Annotated in this window: 18 protein-coding genes; 13 read left to right on the top strand and 5 right to left on the bottom strand. The window is 71.0% G+C overall.

The window, feature by feature from the left end:
• The first annotated feature begins 2 nt into the window (after nt 1-2).
• On the top strand, nt 3-911 hold the full coding sequence (locus PGB34_RS00515) for an alpha/beta hydrolase family protein (protein ID WP_271426112.1): 909 nt from the start codon (nt 3-5) through the stop codon (nt 909-911).
• Nucleotides 912-923: 12 nt separating this feature from the next.
• Here the strand turns inward: PGB34_RS00515 and PGB34_RS00520 are convergent, their stop codons facing one another.
• From PGB34_RS00520 to PGB34_RS00535, 4 genes are read right to left on the bottom strand one after another with little or no spacing between them, the layout of a single operon-like run.
• Complete coding sequence (locus tag PGB34_RS00520) at nt 924-2,399, bottom strand: efflux transporter outer membrane subunit (protein ID WP_271426113.1); 1,476 nt, start codon at nt 2,397-2,399, stop codon at nt 924-926.
• Nucleotides 2,400-2,404: 5 nt separating this feature from the next.
• Entirely contained in the window at nt 2,405-5,653 is a 3,249-nt protein-coding gene (locus tag PGB34_RS00525) for an efflux RND transporter permease subunit (protein ID WP_271426114.1), read from the bottom strand.
• Nucleotides 5,650-8,766, bottom strand: coding sequence for an efflux RND transporter permease subunit (locus tag PGB34_RS00530; RefSeq protein ID WP_271426115.1), 3,117 nt, complete (start codon nt 8,764-8,766; stop codon nt 5,650-5,652). The genes PGB34_RS00525 and PGB34_RS00530 overlap by 4 nt, the downstream gene beginning before the upstream one ends.
• A 16-nt stretch (nt 8,767-8,782) precedes the next feature.
• Complete coding sequence (locus PGB34_RS00535) at nt 8,783-10,000, bottom strand: efflux RND transporter periplasmic adaptor subunit (protein WP_271426116.1); 1,218 nt, start codon at nt 9,998-10,000, stop codon at nt 8,783-8,785.
• Between the two features lie 241 nt (nt 10,001-10,241).
• Here PGB34_RS00535 and PGB34_RS00540 point away from each other — a divergent pair, with 241 nt between their 5' ends.
• From PGB34_RS00540 to PGB34_RS00565, 6 genes are read left to right on the top strand one after another with little or no spacing between them, the layout of a single operon-like run.
• The gene (locus tag PGB34_RS00540; RefSeq protein ID WP_333909009.1) at nt 10,242-10,922 is read left to right on the top strand and encodes a DUF6622 family protein; all 681 of its coding nucleotides are present in this window, start codon (nt 10,242-10,244) and stop codon (nt 10,920-10,922) included.
• A 38-nt stretch (nt 10,923-10,960) separates the two neighbouring features.
• Entirely contained in the window at nt 10,961-11,275 is a 315-nt protein-coding gene (locus tag PGB34_RS00545; RefSeq protein WP_271426118.1) for a 2TM domain-containing protein, read from the top strand.
• A gap of 22 nt (nt 11,276-11,297) precedes the next feature.
• Nucleotides 11,298-11,969 carry a glutathione S-transferase gene (locus PGB34_RS00550; protein WP_271426119.1) on the top strand — a complete coding sequence of 224 codons (672 nt, stop codon included), beginning with the start codon at nt 11,298-11,300 and terminating at the stop codon, nt 11,967-11,969.
• Between the two features lie 11 nt (nt 11,970-11,980).
• Nucleotides 11,981-13,069 (top strand): alpha/beta hydrolase family protein, encoded by a 1,089-nt coding sequence (locus tag PGB34_RS00555; protein ID WP_271426120.1) that lies wholly within the window; start codon nt 11,981-11,983, stop codon nt 13,067-13,069.
• Nucleotides 13,066-14,133: a sensor histidine kinase gene (locus tag PGB34_RS00560; protein ID WP_271426121.1), complete on the top strand. Its 1,068-nt coding sequence runs from the start codon at nt 13,066-13,068 to the stop codon at nt 14,131-14,133. Before PGB34_RS00555 ends, PGB34_RS00560 begins: the two co-directional genes overlap by 4 nt.
• Nucleotides 14,134-14,152: 19 nt before the next feature.
• A complete protein-coding gene (locus PGB34_RS00565; RefSeq protein WP_271426122.1) occupies nt 14,153-14,974 on the top strand; it encodes a LytR/AlgR family response regulator transcription factor in 822 nt (273 codons plus the stop codon).
• Nucleotides 14,975-15,059: 85 nt separating this feature from the next.
• Here the strand turns inward: PGB34_RS00565 and PGB34_RS00570 are convergent, their stop codons facing one another.
• Nucleotides 15,060-15,398 carry a hypothetical protein gene (locus PGB34_RS00570; RefSeq protein WP_271426123.1) on the bottom strand — a complete coding sequence of 113 codons (339 nt, stop codon included), beginning with the start codon at nt 15,396-15,398 and terminating at the stop codon, nt 15,060-15,062.
• Nucleotides 15,399-15,616: 218 nt separating this feature from the next.
• Here PGB34_RS00570 and PGB34_RS00575 point away from each other — a divergent pair, with 218 nt between their 5' ends.
• The 6 genes from PGB34_RS00575 (at nt 15,617) to PGB34_RS00600 (ending at nt 22,645) form a co-directional block, all read left to right on the top strand.
• Complete coding sequence (locus PGB34_RS00575; RefSeq protein WP_271426124.1) at nt 15,617-17,500, top strand: glutamine--tRNA ligase/YqeY domain fusion protein; 1,884 nt, start codon at nt 15,617-15,619, stop codon at nt 17,498-17,500.
• A 117-nt stretch (nt 17,501-17,617) separates the two neighbouring features.
• Nucleotides 17,618-18,586 carry a GSU2403 family nucleotidyltransferase fold protein gene (locus tag PGB34_RS00580; protein WP_271426125.1) on the top strand — a complete coding sequence of 323 codons (969 nt, stop codon included), beginning with the start codon at nt 17,618-17,620 and terminating at the stop codon, nt 18,584-18,586.
• 112 nt (nt 18,587-18,698) lie between these two features.
• Nucleotides 18,699-19,442 (top strand): META and DUF4377 domain-containing protein, encoded by a 744-nt coding sequence (locus PGB34_RS00585; protein WP_271426126.1) that lies wholly within the window; start codon nt 18,699-18,701, stop codon nt 19,440-19,442.
• Nucleotides 19,442-20,044, top strand: a complete 603-nt coding sequence (locus PGB34_RS00590) for a pseudouridine synthase (RefSeq protein ID WP_408647801.1) — start codon at nt 19,442-19,444, stop codon at nt 20,042-20,044. The genes PGB34_RS00585 and PGB34_RS00590 overlap by 1 nt, the downstream gene beginning before the upstream one ends.
• An 83-nt stretch (nt 20,045-20,127) precedes the next feature.
• A complete protein-coding gene (locus PGB34_RS00595) occupies nt 20,128-21,048 on the top strand; it encodes a peptidoglycan DD-metalloendopeptidase family protein (protein WP_408647802.1) in 921 nt (306 codons plus the stop codon).
• Nucleotides 21,049-21,073: 25 nt separating this feature from the next.
• Nucleotides 21,074-22,645, top strand: coding sequence for a sensor domain-containing diguanylate cyclase (locus tag PGB34_RS00600; protein WP_271426128.1), 1,572 nt, complete (start codon nt 21,074-21,076; stop codon nt 22,643-22,645).
• The last annotated feature ends 7 nt before the right edge of the window (nt 22,646-22,652 follow it).

The following is a 22,652-nucleotide window of genomic DNA, read 5'->3' on the forward strand; positions in this document are numbered from 1 at the left end:
GGATGCACAGGCAGGCCCGCATCGCCGCACTGCTGCTTGCGGGCCTGGCTTCAAGCGTTGCGCAGGCCCTGCAGCCCCCCGGCGCGCCGCTGGCCTGGAGCCAGCCCGCGCAGCGCGCCGAATGCCCCGATGCGCGCGGCTACCTGTGGCTGCCGCAGTTGCCCGGCGGCGCGGCCTGCCTGCGCTACTTCGCGCCCGCCGCCGCGCTGGAGGGCGCGCCCACGGTCATCGTGTACCTCACGGGCGATCGCGACCGGCTCCTGCACCTGCCGCCCGATCAGATCCAGGACAACACCGAGCAGGCCCAGACCGCGCGCATGGAACGCCTGTCGCGCCAGGCCGGCGTGCCCGTGCTCATGCTGGCGCGGCCGGGCACCTATGGCTCATCGGGCGACCACCGGCTGCGACGGCGGCTGGCCGAGGAGTTCGTGCCGCTGGATGCCGGGCTGAACCTGCTGCGCCAGCGCCACGGCATCGGCCGCCTGGTGCTGTGGGGCCACAGTGGCGGCGCCACGGCCGCCGCGGCCATGCTCACGCTGGGCCGCCGCGACGTGGGCTGCGCGGTGCTGACTTCGGCCGCCTACGACTACCTCGAGCGCTGGCGCCTGAACCGCATCGCAGGCGGCCCGGCGCCTTCGGTGGCGCGCGGCGAGGTGCTGGCGCGCGGGATGTACGACCCGCTGGCCCATGTGGAGGGTGTGGTGCAGGACCCGCGCCGCATCGTGCACGTGATGGGCGATGCGCGCGACAAGGTCACGCCCTTCGTGCTGCAGAAGGCTTTTGCCGATGCCCTGCAGCGCGCCGGCCACCGCGCCGAAGTGCACGAGACCGAGGGCAATCCGCCGAACTTCCATGACCTGCGCGCGCAGGCCGGCTTCAGGCAGGCGGTGGCCTGCGCGCGCGGCGGCTGACGCCGAGCCGCCTCAGGGCCGGCTGGTGCCGCCGCCGCTGCCCAGCCACGGCGCTTCCCACCCGCCCCCCATGGCCTGGATCAGGCCCACGGCCACGGTCTGGCGCGACAGCTGCACCTGCGCCAGCGCGCGGCGTGCGCTCAGCGCCGAGGCCTGGGCGCTCACGACTTCGGTGTAGCTGACCTGCGCGGCGCGGTAGCGGTTGAGCTGCTGCTGTTCGGTGCGGTCGGCGGCTTCCGAGGCCTCGCGCCGCAGGCCGGCCTGTTCGGCCAGCGCGGCGGCGGCGCTGAGCTGGTCCTCGACGTTCTGGAAGGCCGTGAGCACGCCCTGGCGATAGCGGGCCACCGCGGCTTCGTGGGCGGCGCGCGCGCTGTCCACGCGCGCACCCGTGGCGCCGGCATCGAACAGCGTCTGCGCGGCCGACAGGCCCAGCGCCCACAGCATGTTCGAGGCGTTGAACAGATCACCCACGCGGCTGGTGCTGCTGCCCACCGAGGCCGACAGGTTCAGGGTGGGGAAGTAGGCCGCACGCGCGATGCCGATCTGCGCATTGGCCGAAGCCACGTCGCGCTCAGCCGCGGCGATGTCGGGGCGGCGCTGCAGCAGTTGCGAGGGCACCGACAGCGGCACCGTGGGCACCACGGGGCGCCAGGGCGCGACCGCCAGCTTGAAGTCGGCCGGCGCGGCGCCCACCAGCACGGCTACCGCATGTTCGAGCACGGCGCGATTGCGCTGCAGGCCCACCAGCTCGGCCTGCGCGCTCAGCAGCTGCGTCCGGGCCTGCAGCACGTCGGTCTGGCCCGCGATGCCGGCCTCGTAGCGGTTGCGCGTGATGGTCAGGGCGCGCTCGTAGCCCTCGATGCTCTGCGCCAGCAACGCGATCTCGGCGTCGGTCTCGCGCAGCGTAAGGTAGTTGGTGGCCAGGTCGCCGATGGCCGACAGGCGCGCGGCGGCCAGGTCGGCTTCGCTGGCCTGCGCGCCAGCCTGGGCGCTGGTGCCGGCCTCGCGCAGCCGGCCCCAGAGGTCCACCGACCAGTCGGCGCCCAGGGTGGCCGAATAGCTGCTGGCGGCATTGCTGGCCCCGCGCACATTGCCGCTGCGGCGCCCGCTGCCGTCGAGCGAGACGGTGGGAAAAAGCTGCGCGCGCTGTTCGCGCACCAGGGCCTGGGCCTGGTTGTAGCTGGCCACGGCCGCGGCGATGTTCTGGTTGGAGACCTGCACGCGGCCGGCCAGCTCGTCGAGCACCGGATCGCCAAAGCGCTTCCACCATTCGCCGGCGGCCAGCGTGTCGCCGGGCACGGCAGGCATCCAGCCATCGACGGCCGGGGCCTCCTTCCAGGCAGAGGGCTGCGCGGATTCGGGGGCCGCGTGCGGCGGGCTCAGCGCGCAGCCGCTGAGCACGGTGGCAGCGGCCAGGGCCAGCAGCGCGCGGCGGCGCGGCTGCGGTGCAGCAGCAAAGGGGAAGAGGTGGGACGGCGAAGCAATCATGGCGATCAGAAAGTGGGGCTGCCCGCGTTGCGCGCAAGCTCGCGTTCGTTGGCGGGGCGGTGGCGCAGCTTGTCCATCAGCACGTAGACCACGGGCACCGTGACCAGCGTGAGCAACTGGCTCACCAGCAGCCCGCCGATGATGGTCACGCCCAGGGGCTGGCGCAGCTCGCCGCCCTGGCCGAAGCCGATGGCCAGCGGCAGCGCGCCCAGGGCCGCCGCCAGCGTGGTCATGAGGATGGGGCGCAGGCGCAGCAGGCTGGCCTCGCGCACGGCCTGCACGGCCGTGAGGCCGCGCGAGCGCTCGGCTTCGAGCGCGAAGTCGATGATCATGATGGCGTTCTTCTTGACGATGCCGATCAGAAGGAACAGGCCGATCAGCGCCATGATGCTCAGCTCCATGTTGAACAGCATCAGCGCCAGCACGGCGCCCACGCCGGCCGAAGGCAAGGTGCTGAGCACGGTGATCGGATGCACCAGGCTTTCGTAGAGGATGCCCAGCACGATGTAGATGACCACGATGGCCGCGAAGATCAGCAGCAGCTGCTGCGAATTGGCCTGCTGCGCCGCCGCCGCCGTGCCCGAGAAGCCGCCGCGCACGTTGATCGGCATGCCGATTTCCTGCTCGGCCTGCTTGACCAGCCGCTGCCCCTCGGCCAGCGGCACGCCTTCGGCCAGCGAGAACGAAACCGTGCTCGCCAGCTCGCCGCCTTCGTGGCTCACCGAACTGGGCACCGGCCGCTCGGCCAGCCGCGCGAAGGCCGACAGCGGTACCATGGCCGTGGTGTCCGTGGCCAGCGCCTGGCCCGTGGAGGCGCTGCGCTGGCCGGGGTTGGCCGAGCTGACGGTGGAGGTGCCGGTGCTCGCGTCGGTGTTGTTCTCGATGGAGCTGGTGACGCTGCGCCCGCTCGCGTCTGTCGAGGTGTTGAGCTTGGACGGGACGTACAGGTCCTTGAGCGCCAGCGGCGAGGTCTGGAAGCGCGGCGCCCACTCCATGATCACGGCGTACTGGTTCAGGTCGTTGTAGATGGTGGCGACCGAGCGCTGGCCGTAGGCGTTGTACAGCGCGCTGTTGAGCGCCGTGGTGTCCACGCCCAGGCGCGCGGCGGCCGCGCGGTCCACCTGCACGAAGGTCTCGACGCCGTTGTCGTTGCCGGTCTCGCCGTCCACGTCGGTCAGCTGCGGGATCTCCTGCAGCCGCGCCGTCAGCCGTGCGGCCCAGGTGCGCAGGTCCTCGGCCTTGTCGCTGCGCAGCGTGTACTGGTAGCTGGAGTTGCTCTGGCGCCCGCCCATGCGCAGCTCCTGCACGCGGCCCAGGAACACGCGCAGCCCCGTGAGCTGGTTGAGCTTGGGCCGCAGGCGGTCGACCACGGCCTGGGTGCTGTCGCGCTGGCCCACGGGCTTGAGGTTCACGAACATGAAGCCGCCGCCCGCGCGCGAGCCGCCTGCAAAGCCCACCACCGTGTCCACGGCCGGGTCGGCATGGATGATGTCCACCGCCTGCTTGAGCTTGGCCGTGAACGCGACCGAGGAGATGCTCTGGTCGGCGCGCAGGCCGGCATTGAGCTGGCCGTTGTCCTGCTGCGGGAAGTAGCCCTTGGGCACATGCATGAACAGCCAGGCGTTTAGCGCCACCACGGCCACCAGCGACAGCATCACCAGAAGCTTGGCTGAAAGGGCCCAGTCCAGCACGTGCGCATAGCCGCGCAGGCCCCATTGCCACACGCGCTCGAAGCCGCGCGACAGCCGCCCCGGCGGGCGATGGCGATAGTGCGATTCGGCCCGCAGCAAGGTGGCGCACAGCATGGGCGTGGTGGTCAGCGAGATGACCAGCGAGATCATCACCGCGGCCGACAGCGTGACGGCGAACTCCTTGAACAGGCGGCCGGCCTGCCCGCCCATGAACAGCAGGGGAATGAACACGGCCACCAGCGACAGGCTGATGGACAGCACGGTGAAGCCCACCTCGCGCGCGCCCTGCAGCGCCGCGGCCATGCGGTCCATGCCGGCCTCGATGTGGCGCTGCGTGTTCTCGAGCACCACGATGGCGTCGTCCACCACGAAGCCCGCCGCCACCGTCAGCGCCATCAGGCTCAGGTTGTTGAGCGAGAAGCCCAGCAGGTGCATGACGCCGAAGGTGGCCAGCAGCGAGACCACCGTGGCGATGGCCGGGATGACGGTGGCCCGCGCGCGGCGCAGGAACACGCCCACCACGAAGACCACCAGCACCACCGAAAGCATGAGCGTGAACTCCACCTCGCGCAGCGAGCCGCGGATGGAGTTGGTGCGGTCCGACGCCACCTGCACTTGAATATCCTGCGGCAGCTGGGCCGACAGCTCGGGCAGCAGCTTGCGCACGCCGTCCACGGTTTCGATGATGTTGGCGCCGGCCTCCTGCGTGACCAGCACGATGATGGCGGGCTGGCCGTTGAACAGGCCGATGGTGCGCGTGTTCTCCACGCTGTCGATGACCTCGGCCACGTCCGACAGGCGCACGGCCGCGCCATTGCGCCAGGCAATCACCAGGTGCCGGTAGTCGGCCGCGCGCAGGCCCGGCTGTGGCGTGTAGATCTGCAGCCGCCGGTCCTCGCTCTCGATCACGCCCTTGGGCCGGTTGGCGTTGTTGGCCTGGATGGCGGCGCGCACGTCCTCGGTGCTGATGCCCAAGCGGTTGAGCGAGTACGGCTCCAGCTCCACGCGCACCGCCGGCAGCGAGGCGCCGCCGATCTCCACGTCGCCCACGCCTTCGACCTGCGACAGGCGCTGGCTCACGACGTTGGAGACGGCGTCGTAGATCTGGCCCGGCGTGCGCGTCTTGGAAGTGAGCGCGAGGATGATGACCGGCGACGCGGACGGGTTGGCCTTGCGGTAGGTCGGGTTGCTGCGCAAGGTGGCCGGCAGGTCGGCGCGCGCGGCGTTGATGGCGGCCTGCACTTCGCGCGCGGCCGCGTCGATGTCGCGGTTCAGGTCGAACTGCAGCGTCACGCGCGCGGAGCCCGTGGAGCTGGTCGAGGTCATCTCGTTGACGCCCGGGATCACGCCCAGGCGCCGCTCCAGCGGCGTGGCCACGCTGCTGGCCATGGTGCTGGGGCTGGCGCCCGACAGGCTGGCCGACACCGAGATCACCGGGTAGTCCACCTGCGGCAGCGGCGACACCGGCAGCACGAAGAAGGCCATGATCCCGGCCAGCGCCAGCCCCACCGTCAGCAGCACGGTGGCGATGGGTCTTTGGACGAAGGGGCGCGAGAGGTTCATGCGCGCGCCGCAAAGCGCCGGCCCAGCCGGTCAAACGCCAGGTAGATCACCGGCGTGGTGAACAGGGTCAGCACCTGCGACAGCACCAGCCCGCCGAAGATGGCCAGGCCCAGCGGGCGGCGCAGCTCGGCGCCATCGCCCCAGCCGAACATCAGCGGCAGCGCGGCAAACAGGGCCGCCAGCGTGGTCATCAGGATGGGCCGAAAGCGCAGCAGCGCGGCCTGGTGGATGGCCTGCAGCGGCGTCTTGCCCTCGCGCCGCTCGGCGTCGATGGCGAAGTCGATCATCATGATCGCGTTCTTCTTGACGATGCCGATCAGCAGGATGATGCCGATGATCCCGATCACGCCCAGGTCGTGGCCCGCGATCATCAGCGCCAGCAGCGCGCCCACGCCCGCCGAGGGCAAGGTGGACAGGATGGTCATCGGGTGCACATAGCTTTCGTACAGCACGCCCAGCACGATGTACACGCACACCAGCGCCGCGAGGATCAGCCACAGCTGGTTGCTCAAGGACTTCTCATAAGCGCCCGCCGCGCCCAGGAAGGTCATGCGCACGCTCGCGGGCATGCCGATCTCCTGCGCCGCGGCGCGGATGGCCGCCACCGTCTTGCCCAGGGCCAGGCCGGGCGGCGTGTCGAAACCCACCGTGGCCGCCGGGTACTGCGCCACGCGCGTGACCTGCAGCGGCGCCTGCTGCTCGCGCACCGTGGCAAAGGCCGACAGCGGCGTGGTGGCGCCGCCGCCCGTGCGCAGCGGCAGGGTGCCCAGGCCCTTGGGCGATTCCAGGCCCTCGCGGTCGGCCTCGAGGATCACGCGGTACTGGTTGGTCTCGGTGAAGATGGTCGAGACGATGCGCTGGCCGAAGGCGGAGTACAGCGCGTCGTCCACCGTGCTGGCCGTGACCGACAGGCGCGAGGCCGTGTTGCGGTCGATGTCCACGAAGGCCGCCAGGCCCTGCGCGCCCGCATCGGTGGTGGCGTTGCGCACCTTCTCGTCCTGCTGCAGGCGGGCCACCAGCTTGGCGGCCCAGCCGTTCACGGTGGCCGTGTCGCCGCCTTCGAGCGAGAGGCGGAACTCGGTCGGGCCGTTTTCGGCGTCGATGGTCAGGTCCTGCGTGGGTTGCAGGTAGATCTGCACACCGGCCACCTCGGCCGCCACGCGATCGCGCAGCCGCTGCATCACTTCGTCCTGGTCGTCGCGGCCGGCGCGCAGGTTGATCAGCAGGGTGCCCGTGTTGAGCATGCTGTTGTTGGCCGCGTCCACGCCCACCACCGAGCTGATGCTGCGCACGTCCGGATCGGCCAGCACCGCGTTGGCCGCGCGCTGCTGCAGCTCGGCCATGCGGGTGTAGGAAACATCCTGGGCGGCCTCGACGCGCGCGCGCAGCTGGCCGGTGTCCTGCGTGGGGAACAGGCCCTTGGGAATGACCAGGTACAGCAGCGCCGTGAGCGCCAGCGTGGCCAGCGCCACCACCAGCGTCAGCGGCTGGTGCTTGAGCACCCATTGCAACTGGCGGTCGTAGCCGTGGATCACTCGATCAAAAAAGCGCTGCACCGCATCACCAAAGCGGCTGCGCGTTTCGCTCTCGGGCCTGAGCCAGCGCGCCGACATCATCGGCACCAGGGTCAGCGAGACCACGGCCGAGATCAGGATGGTGATGGCCAGCGTGACCGCGAACTCGCGGAACAGGCGGCCCACCACGTCCTGCATGAACAGCAGCGGGATCAGCACCGCGATCAGCGAGACCGTCAGCGAGATGATGGTGAAGCCGATCTGCGTGGCGCCCTTGACGGCCGCGGCAAAGGGCGTTTCGCCCTCTTCGAGGTAGCGCGCGATGTTCTCGATCATCACGATCGCGTCATCGACCACGAAGCCCGTGGCAATGGTCAGCGCCATCAGGCTCAGGTTGTTGAGCGAATAGCCCAGCAGGTACATCAGGCCGCAGGAGCCGATCAGCGAAATGGGCACCGCGATGCTGGCGATGACCGTGGCGCGCAGGTTGTGCAGGAAGGCGAAGATCACCAGCACCACCAGCACCACGGCCAGCACCAGCTCCATCTGCACGTGGTGCACCGAGCCGCGGATGCCCTGCGTGCGGTCCGACAGCTGCTCCACGCGCACATTGCCCGGCAGCTGGGCCTGCAGCTCGGGCAGCTGCTTCATGATGGCGTCGACCGTGGAGATCACGTTGGCGCCGGGCTGGCGCTGCACGTTGAGGATGACCGCTGGACGCAAGCTTCCATCACCTGCGCCGTTGGCCTGCGTTGCAGCCTCGTCCTTGAGCGCAGCCCAGGCGCCCAACTGCTTGTTCTCGGCGCTCTGCGTGACCTTGGCCACGTCGCTCATGCGCACCGGCGCGCCGTTCTTCCAGGCCACGATCAGGCCCATGTAGTCGGCGGCGGTCTGCAGCTGGTCGTTGGAATTGATGGTGTAGGCGCGCGCCGGCCCGTCGAAGCTGCCCTTGGCGCCGCTGGCGTTGGCCGCGCTGATGGTGCTGCGCAAGGTGTCCAGCCCGATGCCGGCCGAGGCCAGCGCATTGACATTGGCCTGGATGCGCACGGCCGGCCGCTGGCCGCCCCAGAGCGTGACCAGGCCCACGCCGCTGACCTGGCTGATCTTCTGCGCCAGCCGCGTGTTGACGATGTTCTGCACCTCGGTCAGCGGCAGCGCGTCGGAGCTGATGGCCAGCGAGAGGATGGGCGCATCGGCCGGGTTGACCTTGGCGTACACGGGCGGCGCCGGCAGGTCGGCCGGCAGGAAGGAGCCGCCCGCGTTGATGGCGGCCTGCACCTGCTGTTCGGCCACGTCCAGCGTCTGGTCCAGGTCGAACTGCAGGGTGACCAGCGAGACGCCGGCCGCGCTGGTGGAACTCATGCGGTTCAGGCCGGCCATCTGGCCGAACTGGCGCTCCAGCGGCGCGCTCACGGTGCGGCTCATCACATCGGGGCTGGCACCGGGGTACAGCGTCTGCACCTGGATGGTGGGGTAGTCCACCTGCGGCAGCGCCGCCAGCGGCAGGAAGCGCAGGCCCACCAGGCCGGTGAGCACGATGGCGAGCATGAGCAGCGCGGTGGCGACCGGCCGCTCGATGAAGGGGCGGGAGGGACTCATGCGCCAGCAGCCTTTCTCAGGGCCGGCCTCCGCCACCCTGGCGCGGGCCACGCTGGCCGCCCTCGCCCGGCGGGCCGCGGCGCTCGCCCTGGCCGCGCGGGCGGTTGGCGCGCGGCGCCGGCGGCGCAGCGCCCTGCAGCTGCACCAGGGAGCCGTCGCTGAGCCGGTCGCCGCCTTCGGTCACCACGCGTTCGCCCTCCTTCAGGCCCTCGGTAATGGCCACCACCTGCACCGTCGATTCCCCGCGCTTGACCGGCCGCATCGCCACCCGGCTGTCTTCGCCAATCACGTAGACGAAAGGCCCCTGCGGGCCGGTGCGCACGGCCGTCACGGGCACCACCAGCGCGCGGTCGGTGCGCAGCGTCAGCCGCACGTTGACGAACTGGTTCGGGAACAGCGAGCCCTTGTCGTTGCCGAAACGCGCCTTGGCCTTGACGGTGCCGGTGGTGGTGTCGATGACGTTGTTGAGCGTGAGGAACCGGCCGCTGTCCAGCACCTGGGTGCGCGTGCGGTCCATGGCGTCCACCTTCAGCGCGGCCTGAGCCTGCACCTGGCCCTGAATATCCGGCACGCGGTCCTGCGGCACCGAGAACTCCACGTCGATGGGGTTCATCTGCGTGATGGTGGCAATGCCGGTGCTGGAGTTGGCCGTGACCATGTTGCCCGGGTCCACGGTGCGCAGGCCGATGCGGCCCGTGACCGGCGAGACCAGGCGCGTGTGCTCCAGGTTCAGCCGCGCTGCGGCCTCGGCCGCCTTGTCGCCCAGCACGGCTGCTTCGAGCTGCTTGACCAGCGCGGCCTGGGTGTCCACCTCCTGGCGCGCGATGGAGTCCTGCCCCAGCAGCGTGCGGTAGCGCGCCAGCGTGACGCGGGCCGCATCGAGCTGCGCCTCGTCGCGCGCCCGCGTGCCCTGCGCCTGCATCAGCGCCTGCTCATAGGCGCGCGGGTCGATGCGGGCCAGCAGCTGGCCCTTTTTGACGTCCTGCCCCTCCTGGAACAGCACCTCGGTCAGCACCCCGCCCACCTGCGGCGTGAGCGTCACGGTGACCAGCGGGGTGACGGTGCCCAGCGCGTCCAGCGTGACGGGCAGATCGGCCGGCTGCACGGTGGCATGACCGACCGTGACGGTGAAGGCACCGGGCCCGCCGGGCGGGAACATGCCGCTCTGGCCGCCCGAAGGCCGCTTGGCCAGCCACCAGCCCAGGCCGCCCAGCGCGGCCAACAGCACGATCACAACCAGGGCACCTACCCAGAGGCGCCGCCGTGAAGGCGGGCGTGCGGGTGGCAGCGCCGGAAGCATGGCCGCGGGCGCGGGCGCGGGGGACTGGGACGGGTCCTGGGCGGACGGCGGATTGGAGGGCTGGTCCATGAGGGCGAATAACTAGGTCTGCACCGGGTTCAAAGCCCGGATTCCTGTCAGTGGAGCAACAAATCGTAGCGAACCTGTGTGGATGGAAGTAAAGGGCCGGTAAAGGATCAAGCCGCCCTTTCGCGCCAGACCAGATGCCGTTCACGCCGGCTGCACGCATTTCGTCGCAGCGCGCTGGCGGGGGGCAGGGTCGGCCGGCACAGTCCGCTCATCGCACCGCGTACCAGCTCCAACGTCAAAAAGGCCCGCCATGCTGATCCAGATCCTCCTGCACACGCCCGCATGGGTGTTCGTGCTGTTCGCCGCCCTGCTCTGGCTTGGCACGCGCCAGTTGAGCGCCAGCGCCATGCCGCTGTGGCGCGTGACGGCCATGCCGGTCGCGATGGTGATGCTGGCCGTCTATGGCGTGGTCACGGCCTTTGGCCATTCGCCCGCCGGCCTAGGCGGCCTGCTGTGCTGGGCCCTGGCCGCTGCTGCAGTGGCGCAGGCCGTGCAGCGCCGCCCGCTGCATGAGCAGGTGCGCTACGACGCCGCCACGCGCCGTGTGCAGCTGCCCGGCTCCTGGGTGCCGCTGCTGCTCATCATGGGCATCTTTCTGACCAAGTACGGCGTGGGCGTGCTGCTGGCCCTGCACCCCGGCTACGCACGGCACGCCACCTTCGCGCTGGGCATCAGCACGCTCTACGGCCTGTTCAGCGGCCTGTTCGCCGGACGCGCGCTGCGGCTGTGGCGGCTGGTGCGCCGCAGCCGCACCACCACCGTCCCTGCGGGCAGCCTGTCTGCCTGAGGAATCCCCCTGAATCCAACCCCAACAGGAGATCTGTCATGAACGCCACCTCGCTTTCGCAACCGTCCTCGCACAAGCTCTCCCCCGACCGGCTGGACGCCCTCGCGCGCCGCCGCGCCGGCGCCAAGATCGGCTGGTACCTTCATGCGGCCGTCTACCTGTGCGTGAACGCCGGCCTGCTGCTGCTGTCCTGGTCGCAGGGCCGTCACTGGGCGCTGTACCCCGCGCTGGGCTGGGGCCTGGGCCTGCTGGCCCATGGCGCGGCCGTGTGGGCGCTGATGCCTGGCAGCAGCCTGATGCGCCAGCTGGTGGCGCGCGAACGCGAGCGCCTGGAACGCGAAGGCACGCAATGAGACAGGCTCACAATCGCTTCCCATGATCACCGTCCACCACCTGAACAACTCCCGCTCGCAGCGCGTGCTGTGGCTGCTCGAAGAGCTGTCGCTGCCTTACGAGATCGTTCATTACCAGCGCGACCCCAGGACGCTGCTGGCGCCCAGGGAACTGCGCCAGGTGCATCCGCTGGGCAAGTCGCCCGTGGTCACGGTGGACGGGCTGACGCTGGCCGAGTCGGGCGCCATTCTGGAGACGCTGACCGAGCGCTTCGGCAACGGCCGCCTGGCCCCGCCGGCCGGCAGCGACGCAGCCGTGCAGTACCGCTACTGGCTGCACTACGCCGAGGGCTCGGCCATGCCGCCGCTGCTGCTCAAGCTGGTCTTCGACCAGATCGAGAAGGCGAAGATGCCTTTCTTCGCCAGGCCCATCGCGCGCGGCATCTCGGCCAAGGCCAAGGCGGCCTTCATCCAGCCGCAGATCTCGCAGCACCTGAATTTCATGGAAAGCGAGCTGTCGCAGCGCGAGTGGTTCGCGGGCGACGAATTCACGGCCGCCGACATCCAGATGAGCTTCCCGGTCGAAGCCGCCAAGGCCCGCAGCGGACTGAACGAGCGCCGCCCGCACCTGATGGCCTGGCTGGAGCGCATCCATGCGCGGCCGGCCTACCACCGCGCGCTGGAGCGCGGCGGCCCCTACCAGTTGATCGGCTGAGGGGCTGCGCGATGCCCTTGCTGCGCCTGCCCCGCATCGCCCGCCGCCTGCTCGGGCTGGCCGCCCTGCTCGGCGGCCTGGGCGCCCAGGCCACCACCGGGCTGATCGTGCTGCCGGCCACCGAAGGCCGCGGCCCGCTCACCGTGGTCTATCCCACCCAGGCGCCGGCGCAGACGCTGCAGCGCGGCCCTTTCACGCTGCGGGCCACGCCCGACGCGCCGCCGGCGGGCGGCAACCACCGGCTGGTGGTGCTTTCGCATGGCTCGGGCGGCTCGGTGTGGCCGCACTTCGACCTGGCACAGACGCTGGTGGCGGCCGGCTTCACGGTCGCCATGCCCCTGCATGCCGGCGACAACTTCGAGAACACGGGCGACGTCGGGCCCGTGAGCTGGGCGCGGCGGCCCCAGGAGGTCTCGCAGGCCATCGACCGCGTGGCCGCCGACCTGCGCTTTGCACCGCTGCAGCTGGACCTGCGGCGCGTGGGCATGTACGGCATGTCGGCCGGCGGCCTGACGGCGCTGGTGCTGGCCGGCGGACGCTGGTCGCCCGCGCAGCTGGCCCGCCATTGCGAAGCCCACATCGAGCAGGACTTCGCCGCCTGCGTGGGCCTGAGCATGGAACTGAGCGGCGGCCCGCTGGACGGCGCCAGGATCGCGCTGGCGCGGCGCGTGATCCACGCCCGCCTGGGGGACGACACGGCCTGGCGCGAGTGGCAGGAGCCGCGCATCGCCGCCGTGGTGGCCGCCGTGCCCATGGCGGCCCCCTTCGACATGGCATCGCTGGCCCGCCCGCGCGTGCCCTTTGCGCTGGTGCGCGCCGAGCACGACGCCTGGCTGCGCCCCCGCTGGCACAGCGATGCCGTGCACGCCGCCTGCGCCGCGCGCTGCCCGATCCTGGTGGACATGCGCGACGGCGGCCACGGCTCCACGCTGTCGCCCGCCGCACCGGGCCTGAGCGGCCAGCTGGCGCGCCTGCTGGCCGACCCGCCCGGCTTCGACCGCAGCACGCTGCCGGCCGTGTTCGAGCGCATCAGCGACTACTTCACCGAGCAGCTCGGGGCGGTGCGCATGGCCCGCGGCGGCACCGACGCACGGCCATGACGCTCGCCCCCGCCTGGCGCTCGGCCCTGCGGCATGCGGCGCAGGTGGCGGCCTTCTGCGCGCTGGTGGCCGCCTTCACCCGGCAGATCTGGCCCGAGCGCGACTACCTGCACCACCTGGCCGGCTCGCTGTGCATCGGGCTGCTCACCTGGGCCGTGATCGAAGCCGGGCGCTACCTCGTGCCGGCCAGGCATTGCCACCGCGCCCTCGACGGCGGCCATGGCTGGCCCAAGGGCTGGCGCGGGCTGCTGCTCACGGCCGTGGGCATCAGCGCCGGCTTCCTGCTGGGTGATCCGCTGGCCAACTGGCTGCGCGGCACGCCGCCTGCCACGCACGGGCGCGATCCGTGGCTCACGCTGCTGATCACCATCGCGGCCGGCGCCGCGGCCAGCTTCTACTTCCATGCGCGCGGCAAGGCCGCCGCCATGGCCGCCGAGATCGCCGCGGCAGAGCGCGATGCCAGCGAAGCCAGGCTCAAGCTGCTCGAAGCGCAACTCGAGCCGCACATGCTCTTCAACACCCTGGCCAACCTGCGCGCGCTGATCACGCTGGACCCGCCGCGCGCCGTGGCCATGCTCGACCGCCTCAACGGCTACCTGCGCGCCACATTGGGCGGTGCGCGCGCCACGCAGCATCCGCTGGAAGACGAGTTCGCGCGGCTGGCCGACTACCTGGCGCTGATGGCCGTGCGCATGGGCCCGCGCCTGCGCAGCGAACTGGACCTGCCCGAGGCCCTGCGCGGCGTGGCCGTGCCCCCGCTGCTGCTGCAGCCGCTGGTCGAGAACGCCATCCGCCACGGGCTGGAGCCGCAGGTGGAAGGCGGCACGCTGCGCGTGTCGGCGCGGCGCGAGTCGCGCGCCGATGGCGACTGGCTGCTGCTGCGCGTGACAGACAGCGGCGCCGGCCTGCCAGCCGATGGCCCAGGGCCCGCGCGCGAGGGCGGCGGCTTCGGCCTGAGCCAGGTGCGCGAGCGTTTGCAGACGCTGCATGGCGAGCGCGCCTCGCTGCGCCTCACGCCCGAGCCGGGCGGCGGCACCTGCGCGCTGATCTGCCTTCCCCTCTGACACTGTGGCAGCCGTACCCATGACGCCCACCGCCCTCATCGCCGAAGACGAAGCCCTGCTGGCGCAGGCCCTGCAGCAGGAACTGGCCCAGGCCTGGCCCGAGCTGCAGGTGCTGGCCGTGGCCGGCGACGGCCGCAGCGCCGTGCGCGAGGCCCTGCGCCTTGCGCCTGCGCTGCTGTTCCTGGACATCCGCATGCCGGGCCAGGACGGCCTGGCCGCCGCAGCCGAACTGGCCGACGCCTGGCCCGACAGCCACGGCCCCTTGCCGCTGCTGGTCTTCGTGACCGCCTACGACGAATACGCGGTGCGCGCCTTCGACGCCCAGGCCCTGGACTATGTGCTCAAACCCGTGCAGCCCGAACGCCTACGGCGCACGGTGGCCCGGCTGAAGCAGGCGCTGGCGGCGCGAGAGGCCGCGAATGAGCCTGCGCCGGAGCCCATGCTGGCCCAGTGGCGCGCCCTGCTGGCCGCGGCCGGCGGCGCCGCGCCAGGCAGCGCCGCGGCGCCGCTTCGCTTCATCACCGCCAGCGATGCCGGCGGCCAGACGCTGCGCATGGTGCCCGTCGACGAGGTGCTGTACTTCGAGGCGGCCGACAAGTACGTGCGCGTGCTCACGGCCACGCAGGAACACCTGATCCGCACGCCGCTCAAGCAACTGCTGCCGCAGCTGGACGCCCAGCGCTTCTGGCAGGTGCACCGCGGCACCGTGGTGCGCGCCGATGCCATCGAAGCCGTGCTGCGCGACGAGGCCGGCCGCCTGCACCTGCAGCTGCGCGGCCGCCCCGCCGCCGAGCGCCTGCCCGTGAGCCGGCTCTACGCGCACCTGTTTCGCGCGATGTAGGGCGCAGCAACAACAAAAAGAAGCCGCCCGGTCGGGCGGCTTCTTGACGGGGTGGGGGCGGCGCCGGCTGGGCCTGGCGCGTGGCTCAGCGCCAGTGGCCCCGGCCGTGGTGGCGATGATGGTGATGGCGCGGCCCGTAGTAGCGCGGCGGGCCGTAGTAGACCGGCGGCGGGCCGTAATACACCGGGGCCGGGCGGTAGACCGGCGGCGGCGGGCGGTAGTACACGGGCGGGGGCGCGTAGTAGACCGGTGCCGGGGCGTAATAAACGGGTGCCGGGTTGGCCACGCCCACCGAGACACCCGGGGCATGCACACCCACGGACCAGCTCACCTGAGCCTGGGCCGTGTTGGCCGCAACCAGCGCCGAGGCGCCCAGGGCTGCGGCGGCTGCCCACTTGAAGAAGGAAGAAGTCGAGAGGCTCATGATGGGTCTCCAGAAAGATCGGGTTCGGCCTGCGCACCGGGCGGTCGCAGCAGGCCTGTGTGTGTATTGAACGCCTCAGAGGTAAATCGGTTGCCTCCCGATCGGTTAAGTTGGTAGCCAAACGTAAAGGGTCCGTGGTTTATTCCACGATCCACGGGGCCGGGCCTGCGCAGGCGCGGCCCCTGCATGCGCTGGGGAGCGCCGCCTAGAATTCCCGCATGAGCTCCCCCTCCTCCGACAACAGCGGCCCTTCGAGCGACAAGGCCGCGCCTGCTGCACCCAGCAACTTCCTGCGCCACATCATCGAAAACGACCTGGCCCAGGGCACCTACGCCAGCCGCCGCTGGGGCGGCTCGCCCGGCGACGGCGCCCATCACCAGGCCGGCATGGCCGACCCCGCGCGCATCCGCACCCGCTTCCCGCCCGAACCCAACGGCTACCTGCACATCGGCCATGCCAAGAGCATCTGGCTGAACTTCGAGCTGGCCCGGGAATACGGCGGCGTCTGCCATCTGCGCTTTGACGACACCAACCCCGAAAAGGAAGAGCAGGAATACGTCGATTCCATCCGTGAGATGGTCGCCTGGCTGGGCTACGACACCGAACTGCCCGACGCCCGTGCGCCCGAAAGCTCGGCCTGCGCCACGCCGCGCATGCAGGCGCACGAGTATTTCGCGAGCAACTACTTCGACTTCATGTACCGCGCGGCCGAGTACCTGGTGACGGCCGGCCACGCCTACGTGGACGAGCAGACGCCCGAACAGATGCGCGCCATGCGGGGCGATTTCGGCAGGCCCGGCACCGACAGCCCCTTCCGCGGCCGCACGCCCGAAGAGAACCTCCTTCGCCTGCGCCAGATGAAGAACGGCGAACTGGCCGACGGCGCCGCCGTGCTGCGCGCGAAGATCGACATGGCCAGTCCGAACATCAACATGCGGGACCCGACCCTCTACCGCATCCGCCGCGCCACCCACCACAACACGGGCGACGCCTGGTGCATCTACCCGATGTACACCTTCGCGCACCCCATCGAGGACGCGCTGGAGCAGATCACGCACTCGATCTGCACGCTGGAGTTCGAGGACCAGCGGCCCTTCTACGACTGGCTGATGGCGCGGCTGTGCGAAGGCGGCCTGCTGGTGGCGCCGCCGCCGCGCCAGCATGAGTTCGCGCGCCTGAACGTCACGCACGTGATCACCAGCAAGCGCAAGCTGCGCCAGCTGGTGGAAGAAGGCCATGTGGACGGCTGGGACGACCCGCGCATGCCCACGCTGGCGGGCCTGCGCCGGCGCGGCTACACGCCCGAGGCGCTGAAGCTTTTCTGCGAACGCAGCGGCACCACCAAGACCGGCGGCGGCTGGACCGAGTACGCCGCGCTGGAAGCCGCGCTGCGCGACACGCTGGACCCCGTGGCGCCGCGTGCCTTGGCCGTGCTGGATCCGCTCGCGCTGGAGATCACCAACTGGGACAGCGCCATGGGCGCCGGCCACCTGGAGCCCTGCCACGCCCCCGTCAATCCGCACGACGAGGCCGCCGGCCAGCGCCACTTCACCTTCGGCAAGACCTTGTGGATCGAGCGCGAGGACTTCCAGGCCGTGCCCGAGAAGGGCTACCGCCGCCTGTTCCCGCCGCACGTCAACGCCAGCAAGCAGGACATCGCGGGCAACAAGGTGCGGCTCAAGTACGGTTATGTGGTGCAGTGCACCGGCTTCGAGCAGGACGCGAACGGCCAGGTCACCAAGGTGCTGGCCGAAGTGCTGCCCGACACCAAGAGCGGCACCCCCGGCGCCGACAGCGTGAAGGTCAAGGGCGTGATCGGCTGGGTGGGCGCGCACGACGCCGTGCCGGCCGAGTTCCGCCTGTACGAGCGCCTGTTCGCCACCGAGCAGCCCGGCGCGGCCGAGAACGTGACCGAAGAACTGAACCCCGGCAGCCTGCAGATCGCTTCGGGCTTCATCGAACCCGGGCTGCAGGGCGCAGTCCCCGGCGCCAGCTACCAGTTCGAGCGCCTGGGCTACTTCGCGGCGGACCGCAAGCCCGGCGCCGACGGGCGTGTGGTGTTCAACCGCACCAGCGGGTTGAAGGACAGCTGGGGCAAGTGAGGCGCCAAGGTCGCCCCCGCTGACGCAAGTCGGGGCCGCCAATGCGCTTCAGCGGCGCACAGGCGTCTATCGCAAACAATTGATTTAAATGGATTTTCCGTATAAATTCATTTTTCAATGAATCAACGGAAAACGCAGCCTTTCCAGGACATCGGCGACGATGCACGGCGCCAGTACATCGACGCGCGTGCCGCCTTTGAAGCCCTGGAGGCGGCCCAGGCGCAAGCGGCCACCGTACGGGGCGGCATGTACTGGAAGACCGTCAATGGCAGCGAGTACCTGATCCGCACCTCGGCCGGCAATGCGCAGAAAAGCCTGGGGCCGCGCAGCGCCGAAACCGAGGCCATGCAGCGCAGCTTTGCGGCGCGCAAGGCCGAGGCCGAAGCCCGACTCAAAGCCTTGAAGACCACGGTGCAGCGGCACCAGCGCCTGAACCGCGCGCTCTATGTGGGCCGGGTGCCTGCGGTGGTGGTCGACATCCTGAACATGCTGCACGACCAGGGCGTGGCGCAGCACTTCACCGTGGTCGGCACGCATGCCGTCTACGCCTATGAAGCGGCTGCAGGGGTGCGCGTGGAAAGCGCGGCCGTGGCCACGCGCGACGTGGACCTGCTGTGGGACACGCGCAAGCGATTCAAGCTCGCCACGCAGCTCAAGCGCCTGGACTCCTCCATGCTTGCGCTGCTTCGCAAGGTCGACAAGAGCTTCGCGCTGGTGCAGGGCCAGCTGTACACCGCCGTGAACAGCCAGGGCTTCGAGGTCGACATCCTGCGGCGCGAGCAGCAGGAGCAGGATCCCCATCCGGCGCACCTGAGCGAAACCGAAGAGGACTTCTGGGTCGTGCAGGCCCGCAACGCCGAGCAGTTGGTGAGTGCGCAGCGTTTTTCGGCCATCGTGGTGGCCGCCAGCGGCCAGATGGCGCGCATGCACACGGTGCATCCGCTGGCCTTCGTGAAGTTCAAGCGCTGGCTCGGCCAGCAGCCGGACCGGGACCCCCTCAAGGTGGAGCGCGACCACCTGCAAGCCGACACAGTGGCGCGCTTGGTGGAGGAATACCTGCCGCAATTGCTGCAGCCGACCGCATGACACTTGCCTGCTGCCCCGCCCGGTCCACACATTCTTGAAAAAAACTCGTCGTATGCCACTTCACCTTCGCCGTGCCAGCCACGCCCTCCCCGCCCTTCTCCTCACCGCGCTCATGACGGCATGCAGCGCCACACCACCCGGCGCTGACGACGCCGTTGGCGTACTCGAAGCTCATCACTGGCAACTGATCGCCGCCTTCGATGCCGACGGACAGCCCGCCCGCCAATGGCGCCAGCCCAACCGGCCGGCGCTGCAGCTGGACTTTCAGGAGCAGCGGCTGGCGGTGCGCAATCTGTGCAACGTGCTGGGTGCGGCTTACCGGGTGGAGGGGGCGGCGATGAAGGTGGAGGCTCCCGTATCGACCAAGAAGGCCTGCGCCGAGCCCGGGCTGATGGCGCTGGAGCAGCGCGTGGCGGCCCAACTGCCGCGCGCACGGGGATACACGCTGGGCACCGCACAGCCCACCGGCAAGCCCACGCTCGCGCTTGCTTTCGCCGATGGCAGCCGATGGCAGCTGCTGGGCCAGCCCACGCCGGCCACGCGCCACGGTTCTGCGGGCGAGCAGGTCTTCTTCGAGGTGGCGCCGCAGCAGGTTTCCTGCAACCACCCGCTGATGCGCGACGCGATGTGCCTGCGCGTGCGCGAGCTGCGCTACGACGCGGGCGGGCGCCAGCAGGTGGTGGGCGACTGGCGCATCCTGCAGGGCGGCATCGAGGGTTATCGACATGAAGCCGGCATCCGCAACGTGTTGCGCGTGAAGCGCTATTCGACGGCGCGCAACGGCCAGTTGCCGGCCGATGCGCCGAGCCACGCGCTGGTGCTGGACATGGTGGTGGAGTCGGAGCGCGTGCGCTGATGCCCGCCGGCGGCAGCGCAGGCTATGCTGCCCGCCCCATGTCGCCCCGCCCTCCCCGCCTGATCCGTTTCCTCAAACCCTATGGCGTGCTGAGCCAGTTCACGCCCGAGGGGCGCTGGCGCGGGCTCGGCGACTGGATCGACCTGCCGGGCGTGTATGTGGCCGGGCGGCTGGATGCGGACAGCGAAGGGCTGCTGCTGCTGACCAGCGACGGCGCGCTGCAGGCGCGCATTGCCGATCCGCGCTTCAAGATGGAGAAGGTGTACTGGGTGCAGGTGGAAGGCGAGCCCAGCGAGGCCGCGCTGGAGGCCCTGCGCACGGGCGTGCAGCTCAACGACGGGCCGACGCGGCCGGCGCGCGTGCGGCGCATGGCCGCGCCCGCGGGCCTGTGGCCGCGCGATCCGCCGATCCGCGTGCGCGCGAACATTCCCGACTGCTGGCTGGAACTGGCGATCCGTGAAGGGCGCAACCGACAGGTGCGGCGCATGACGGCCGCCGTGGGCCACCCGACGCTGCGGCTGATCCGCGCCGCCATCGGGCCGTACACGCTGCAGGGACTGGCGCCCGGGCAGTGGGAAGTGCAGGCGGTGCTGCAGGCCTGAAACCCACGCGCGCCCTGCCGCAGCGAGGGCGACAGGCCGCGTCAACACCGCGGCAAGCCCCGCGGGGCAGAATGCACAGTCAGATGACAAAGATTGCGCCCGACTTCCCTTCCCCATCTCCTGTGCCTCCCACCCGCCGACGCGACTGGCTGCTCGGCGCCGCCGCCGCCCTGATGGCCCCGCCGCTGGTGGCGGCACCGTCCCGGGGGCCGCGCCAGGCACCGGCCGCGCCCGTGCTGTGGCCCCAGGAGTCGGCCGTGCCGGGTGGCGTGGCGCGGCTGTCGCTGGGGCCCTCCGACGAGCCGCCTGCGGTGTCCATGCGCTCGCAGGGCGATGCGCGGGTGCCCGTGCTGGTCATCGGCGACGCCATCGAATGGACCGCGCTGGTGGGCATCCCGCTGGCCGCGACGGCGGGTGAAGCCAGCGTGCAGGTGGGCGAGCGGCGCCTGGCCTTCCGCATCGCGCCCAAGCGCTACAGCGAGCAGCACCTGAAGGTGGCGCCGCGCACGGTGGACCTCTCGGCCGCCGACCAGGCACGCTACGAGCGCGAGCGCGACCACCAGGCCCAGGTGATGCGCACCTGGACGGCGCCCAGCGCCGCGGTGCGCGCGGGCGAGCTGCAGATGCGCGTGCCCGTGCCGGGCCGGCGCTCCAGCTCCTTCGGCCTGCGGCGCGTGTTCAATGGCCAGGCGCGCAACCCGCACAGCGGCATGGACATCGCGGCCCCCACGGGCACCGAAGTGCGTGCGCCCCTGCCGGCGCGCGTGATCGACACCGGCGACTACTTCTTCAACGGCGGCACCGTGTGGCTGGACCATGGCGGCGGGCTGCTGAGCATGTACTGCCACCTCAGCCGCGTCGACGTGCAGGTCGGCGACACGCTGGCCGCCGGCCAGCCCTTCTGCGCCGTCGGCGCCACGGGCCGCGTGACGGGCCCGCACCTGCACTGGGGCGTGATGCTCAACCGCACCATGGTCGATCCGGCGCTGTTCATCGACAGCTGATCGCCCTTCCCGCCTGTCTCTGCCCGTGCCGCCGATCCTGCCCACCCTGCGCAACGTCACCCGCCTGTCTCGCGAGCGCGGTGTGGTGCGGCTGGTGCGCTTCTTCGTGATCTTCGTGTGCGTGGTGATGCTGGCGGCCAACGGCTGGGTCCTGCTGATCACGCGCGACCAGGAGCTGGAGCAGGCCCGCATGGGCAACGAGAACCTGGCGCGCGCCGTGGCCCAGCAGATGGACGCGCTCTTCGGCGAAACCGGCCACGTGCTGGCCAGCCTGGTGTTCGAGCTGGACCGGCGCGACCTGGAGCGCGACACGCTGCAGGACCTGCAGCCCCAACTGGTCCACGAGGTGGCGCAGCTCGACCACCTGGACGGCCTGTTCGTGATCGACGCACAGGGCCGCTGGCGCGCCCATTCGCAGGCCCAGCTGCCGTCTGACGCCAGCAGCAGTGACCGCGAGTATTTCCGCGAGCACCGCGACTCGGACAGCGAACGCATCCGCATCGGCGCGCCCGTGCGCGGCCGCATCGGCCAGCGCTGGCTGGTGCCGGTCTCGCGCCGGCTCAACGACCCCTACGGCCGCTTTGCCGGCGTGGTGATGGCCACCGTGAGCGTGGACCGGCTGGCCCAGATGCTGGCCGCCTACGAGGTGGGCGACCGCGGCGCGATCCTGCTGGGCCGGCGCGATGGGCAGGTGCTCACGCGCTGGCCGCTGCGCGAGCAGGATCTGGGCGCGAGCCTGGCCAGTTCGTCCGTCTTTCAGAGGCTCTCGGCAGCGCAGCGCGGCACCTACGAAGCAGCGTCGCCGCTGGACGGCGAGCACCGGCTGGTCAGCTTCCAGCATGCGCGCAACCTGCCGCTGTACGTGACGGTGGCCCTGTCGCACGAGGAAATCATGCGCGACTGGCGCACCAGCGCCTTCCTGCAGACGGCCTGGACGCTGGTGCTGTGCCTGATCGTGGGCGCCACGGGCAGCTACGTGGTGCGCGCCGTACGCCGGCGCAGCGTGGCCGAGCATGCGCTGCTGCAGACGCGCGACGCGCTGGAGCTGGCCAACCTCCAGCTCTCGCAACTGGCCAGCCACGATGCGCTCACCGGCCTGGCCAACCGGCGCGCGCTCGACGCGCGTCTGCAGCAGGCCGTGGCCACCGAGCCCCCGCCCGACGAGCCGGCGCCGGCGCTGATGATGATCGACGTGGACCACTTCAAGCGCTTCAACGACCTGCACGGCCACCAGGCCGGCGACGAGTGCCTGATCCGTGTGGCCGCCGCAGTGCGCGCCGTGGCCGAGGCCGAAGGCGGCCTTGCCGCGCGTTTCGGTGGCGAGGAGATGGCCGTGCTGCTGCCCGCCCATCCGCAGCCGGCGCGCGTGGCCGAAGCCGTGCGGGCCGAGGTCGCGGCCCTGGTGCTGCCCGGCGTGGGGCCGGCGGCGCCGGTCACGGTGTCGATCGGTCTGGCAACGCTGCATGCATCGCGGCCCACCGTAACCGCCTGGCTGGGCGCGGCCGACCGGGCGCTCTATGCGGCCAAGGCGGCAGGCCGCAACCGCGTGGTGGCAGATGAAGCAGGGCCGCTGCACGATCAGCCGCTGCCGGACTGAGCCCCGG

It is taken from the genome of Xenophilus arseniciresistens (assembly GCF_028023875.1).
Classification (GTDB): Bacteria; Pseudomonadota; Gammaproteobacteria; order Burkholderiales; family Burkholderiaceae_C; genus Xenophilus; species Xenophilus arseniciresistens.